This window comes from Deferrivibrio essentukiensis (assembly GCF_020480685.1).
Taxonomy (GTDB): Bacteria; Chrysiogenota; Deferribacteres; order Deferribacterales; family Deferrivibrionaceae; genus Deferrivibrio; species Deferrivibrio essentukiensis.
The window spans coordinates 1-4,565 of sequence record NZ_JAJAFU010000041.1 but is presented as its reverse complement, the minus strand read 5'-3'; the positions used below and the strand labels follow the sequence as shown (position 1 = coordinate 4,565).

The window sequence follows — 4,565 nt, the reverse complement described above, 5'->3', positions numbered from 1 at the left end:
TAATTTGTGTATTTTTATATTTTAACTGTAACACGGAACGATCATTCACAACAAGAATAGTCTCCCAATCAATGTAACAGTGAGCTGTATAAAAAATTTAGAAATGCCAAATGGAATATTGCGTAATTCGTGATTCGGTTCACTGTACCGTAACGTTTACACGTTTTCTGCTTCCCGCATTATGCATCACTAAAAAATGAACGGCTATTCGTTAAATATTTTAACTTTTATTTGAAAAATAAGATTCCTTATGATTGAATTTTACCAATGGGGGCTAATGTTTAGGGGGTATGAATGAAAAATCTTATATTAACAATACTTTTTGTAATACTTATCACAAGTTTTGCTTTGGCAAAAATAAATATAAATACCGCATCTAAAGAAGAGCTGGTGCAGTTAAAAGGGCTTGGAGAGAAAAAGGCCGAAATGATAATTGAAGCAAGAAAAGTAAAACCTTTTGCGTCTATTGACGAATTAAAAAATGTCAAAGGAATCGGGGATAAATTTATAGAGAATAACAAAGATAATATTTGCGTAGGAGCTGATTGCAACTAAAATAAAAACAGCCCCCAGGTATAATAGTTCTACGTTCAACGTTAGTGATAAGTGTTAAGTATTAAGTGCTAAGCAAATTATAAGCATATTATTTATTTTGACTGATAACAATCTTTACAAGTCTGAAAAACTAACATTATCATTTAAAATCCATAATCCAAAGTCCATAATTCCTAACTCCGCGAGCATCCCCCTTGCCTAATTCAATATTTTCACTTATATTTTATGTAAGAAGTATTATTTACTGCGGAGACAATTATGCAAAAACTAAAAAAGCTCCCTATAGGTATTCAAACCTTTAGTGAAATAATTGAAGGGGACTACATTTATATTGATAAAACTGAAGAAGCTTATAAACTAACTCAAGAATACAAATATGTTTTCCTATCCCGTCCTCGCAGATTTGGTAAATCTTTATTTCTTGATACATTAAAGGAATTGTTTGAAGGCAACAAAAAGCTTTTTGAAGGTCTGTATATTTATGACAAGTGGAATTGGGATGAAAAATACCCGGTAATACATATAGATTTCAGAGGAGATCTTTTGTCCCTACAGTCTTTGAAAGAAAGGGTAAGAAAATCTTTAAAAGATAATCAAGAAAGGCTCAAAATAAATTGTGAAGAGAAAAATAACCTATCTATTTGTTTTGAAGAGCTTATTCAAAAAGCCTCAGAAAAATATAATCAAAAAGTAGTCGTATTAATAGATGAGTATGACAAACCTATCTTAGACGTATTAGATAATATTGAGCAAGCAAAAGAACATCGGGAATATATAAAAGGTTTATATTCTGTTTTAAAAGGTGTAGATGCTCATATTAAATTTGCATTTTTGACAGGCGTGAGCAAATTTTCCAAGGCATCTATCTTTAGCGGGCTCAATATGCTCACGGATATCTCCCTCAATCCAAAGTATGGCAATATTTGTGGCTATACCCAAAAAGATATAGAAACCTCATTTATGCCTTATTTTAAAGATGTGGATTTGGAAAAGGTAAAAAAATGGTACAATGGTTATAATTTCCTAAAGGATAATGTTTATAATCCCTTTGATATTTTACAATTTATCAGCAATGAATTTTTATTTAGAAATTACTGGTTTGAAACGGGGACACCTTCATTTTTAATCAAATTAATAAAAGAGAGAAATTATTTTTTGCCAAAGCTGACAAATTTGATTGTAGATGATAAGTTGCTTTCCAGCTTTGATATAGAAAATATTGATTTGGAAGTGATACTTTATCAATCTGGTTATTTGACAATTGAGAAGATGATTGATACAGGCAGGTCTATAGAATATAAGCTAAAGATACCAAACCTTGAAGTCCAGATATCATTAAATGATTATATTCTTCGCTATTTTTTTAATCATAAGGAAGTAACATATATTCAAAATCAAACTTTTAGTGCTTTACATAACGCTGATTTTAACATAGTAAAAAATAATCTAATTTCACTATTTGCCTCAATTCCATATACAAATTTCACAAAAAATAATATCAGTTTATATGAAGGCTATTATGCTAGCGTGATTTATGCATATCTTGCATCCCTTGGGATAAATATAATCGGTGAGGATATTACAAATAAGGGCAGGATAGATTTGACACTTTTTGTAGGGGATAAGATTTATATCTTGGAGTTTAAGGTTGACGGGCAACAAGGTGAAGCTTTAAGGCAAATCAAAGAAAAAAATTATGCTGAGAAATATTTAAATGAAGGCAAACAAATCTATCTTATCGGCATCGAATTTAGCTCTGAACAAAAGAATGTAATAAATTTTGAGTGGGAAAAAATTTCATAAGGGGAGCTAATCAGCTTTTTGACCACTTGAGTTAAACGTTTGCCATTCTCTTCAAATACTCACCATACCCACTTTTGATAACGCTATCAGCCAATTTTAACAGCTGTCCTTTTGTAATCCAGCCGTTTCTGTATGCTATCTCCTCAATACACCCAATCTTAAGCCCTGCCCAATAGCTCTACAGATAATCTCCTTTTTTCAAGATAAGCATCAAGCATTAGCTTCTAACTACTAAGTTAAATTGTAAAATACTTATTACTTAGCACTTAGTGCTATAAATTCACAGCCTCCCATCCACAATTTCCTTATTAAAGAATCCCTTTATGTCATAAATTACAACATTAGTAGATGATTTTGACAATTCTTTTTCAATTTCCTTAAATTCTTTATGTGCAACTGCAAGAATAATGGCATCGTAATGCTGAATGTTTAATGTTGAATGTTGAATTAGCTCAAGATTATATTCCCTTTTTACATCCTCTTTATCAGCCCAAGGGTCGTATACATCAACATTACAGCCAAAGTCGGTTAGCTCATTTATAACATCCACTACCTTTGTGTTTCTCACATCAGGACAATTTTCCTTAAATGTGATGCCAAGCACCAATACTCTTGCACCTTTTATCGTATACCCTTTTTTAATCATTAGTTTTACTACCTGATTGGCAACATATAACCCCATGTAGTCATTTATCCTACGGCCGGCAAGAATCATCTCCGGATGATATCCAAGTTCCTCTGCCTTATGTGCAAGGTAATATGGGTCAACTCCGATACAGTGACCGCCTACAAGACCAGGCCTGAATGGCAAAAAGTTCCACTTTGTACCGGCAGCCTCAAGCACCTCCAATGTGTCGATATTCATCTTGTCAAAAATCATTGAAAGTTCATTGATAAAAGCAATATTAATGTCTCTTTGAGTATTCTCTATTACCTTGGCAGCCTCAGCCACTTTGATTGAAGATGCCACAAATGTACCTGCCACTACCACTTGAGAATAAATATTATTTACAATATCAGCCACCTCTTTTGTACTGCCTGACACGACCTTTTTTATTTTTGAAAAGGTGTGCTCTTTATCCCCGGGATTTATTCTTTCAGGGGAATAACCTACAAAAAAGTCCTTATTATATTTAAGGCCACTAAACTTTTCCAAAACCGGCACGCAATCCTCTTCGGTGCAACCAGGATAAACTGTCGATTCGTAAACAACGATATCCCCTTCTTTTAAAACCTTTCCCACTGTTTCACTGGCACTGATAAGAGGTCTCAAATCAGGATTTTTGTGTCTGTCAATCGGGGTTGGGACTGTTACAATATAAAAGTTACAATCTTTTATTATGTCAATATTATCGGTAATTTTAAGGCCACAATTATTGGCATCAAACTCTTTAGTCAACACCTCTTTAAGTTGATCACTCGTAACCTCATGTGTAATGTCTTTACAGTTACTTAATTCTTTGACCCTCTTGCCATTTATATCAAAGCCTACTACTTTAAATTTCTTGGCAAATTCTACAGCCAAGGGGAGACCAACATAACCAAGCCCTATTACAGCAATTTTTATATTGTTCGTACGAAGTGACATAGCTGCTCCTTTCTTAAGTTCAAAGTTCAAGGTGCCCCGTAATTTGCAATTCGTAATTTGTAATTCGTGATTCGCTTTCCGCTTCACGTTTCACGTTTCACGAATAACTGTGTTGTAACGTTTACACGTTTTAACATTGAACATTGAACGTAGACCTCAAAAAAAAACGCCCCCGAGAGGACTCGAACCTCTGACACCAGGATTAGGAATCCTGTGCTCTATCCTCCTGAGCTACGAGGGCAAAATTGTTTATCTATTTGTCTTTCAGAGGCTTATATGATTTTTTACACTTTTTGTCAACCGATAAAAATTGTTAAAGATTAGCAAGTTTAGATGATTTTTGATAGCAAACTAGTATCTTTCAGGAACATACTCCGAAAAATATTGAACTTTTTCGGAGCAGAAGTCAATAATTTCCACAAAACACGTATTTTACTGTAACGTTCCAACGTTCTAACTTTATAACTTTTTAACGTTCCTATGGTTCCCTACACACGGTTTAATAAAAGACTCTTATTCCCTGTTTTTCCAATAGGTTGGTTTTTTGTTTAACTGTATAACTGCCAATATTATAATTTGCTCATCTTTCACAGAATAGATAATGCCATACGGAAACCTA

Annotated in this window: 3 protein-coding genes, 1 tRNA gene and 1 pseudogene; 2 read left to right on the top strand and 3 right to left on the bottom strand. The window is 33.5% G+C overall.

Going from position 1 to position 4,565, the window contains the following annotated elements; all coding sequences use genetic code 11:
• Positions 1 to 294 precede the first annotated feature (294 nt).
• Entirely contained in the window at positions 295 to 555 is a 261-nt protein-coding gene (locus LF845_RS11600) for a ComEA family DNA-binding protein (protein WP_242821175.1), read from the top strand.
• A 258-nt stretch (positions 556 to 813) separates the two neighbouring features.
• Entirely contained in the window at positions 814 to 2,358 is a 1,545-nt protein-coding gene (locus LF845_RS11595) for an ATP-binding protein (RefSeq protein ID WP_242821174.1), read from the top strand.
• 31 nt (positions 2,359 to 2,389) lie between these two features.
• On the opposite strand, the pseudogene LF845_RS12105 reads toward LF845_RS11595, so the two are convergent.
• The 3 genes and pseudogenes from LF845_RS12105 to LF845_RS11585 all read right to left on the bottom strand — a co-directional run.
• Positions 2,390 to 2,524, bottom strand: a pseudogene (locus LF845_RS12105) (glucose-1-phosphate thymidylyltransferase); the annotation flags it as partial.
• Positions 2,525 to 2,638: 114 nt separating this feature from the next.
• Complete coding sequence (gene tviB / locus LF845_RS11590; RefSeq protein WP_242821173.1) at positions 2,639 to 3,946, bottom strand: Vi polysaccharide biosynthesis UDP-N-acetylglucosamine C-6 dehydrogenase TviB; 1,308 nt, start codon at positions 3,944 to 3,946, stop codon at positions 2,639 to 2,641.
• A 167-nt stretch (positions 3,947 to 4,113) separates the two neighbouring features.
• Positions 4,114 to 4,187, bottom strand: a tRNA-Arg gene (locus tag LF845_RS11585).
• Positions 4,188 to 4,565: the final 378 nt, after the last annotated feature.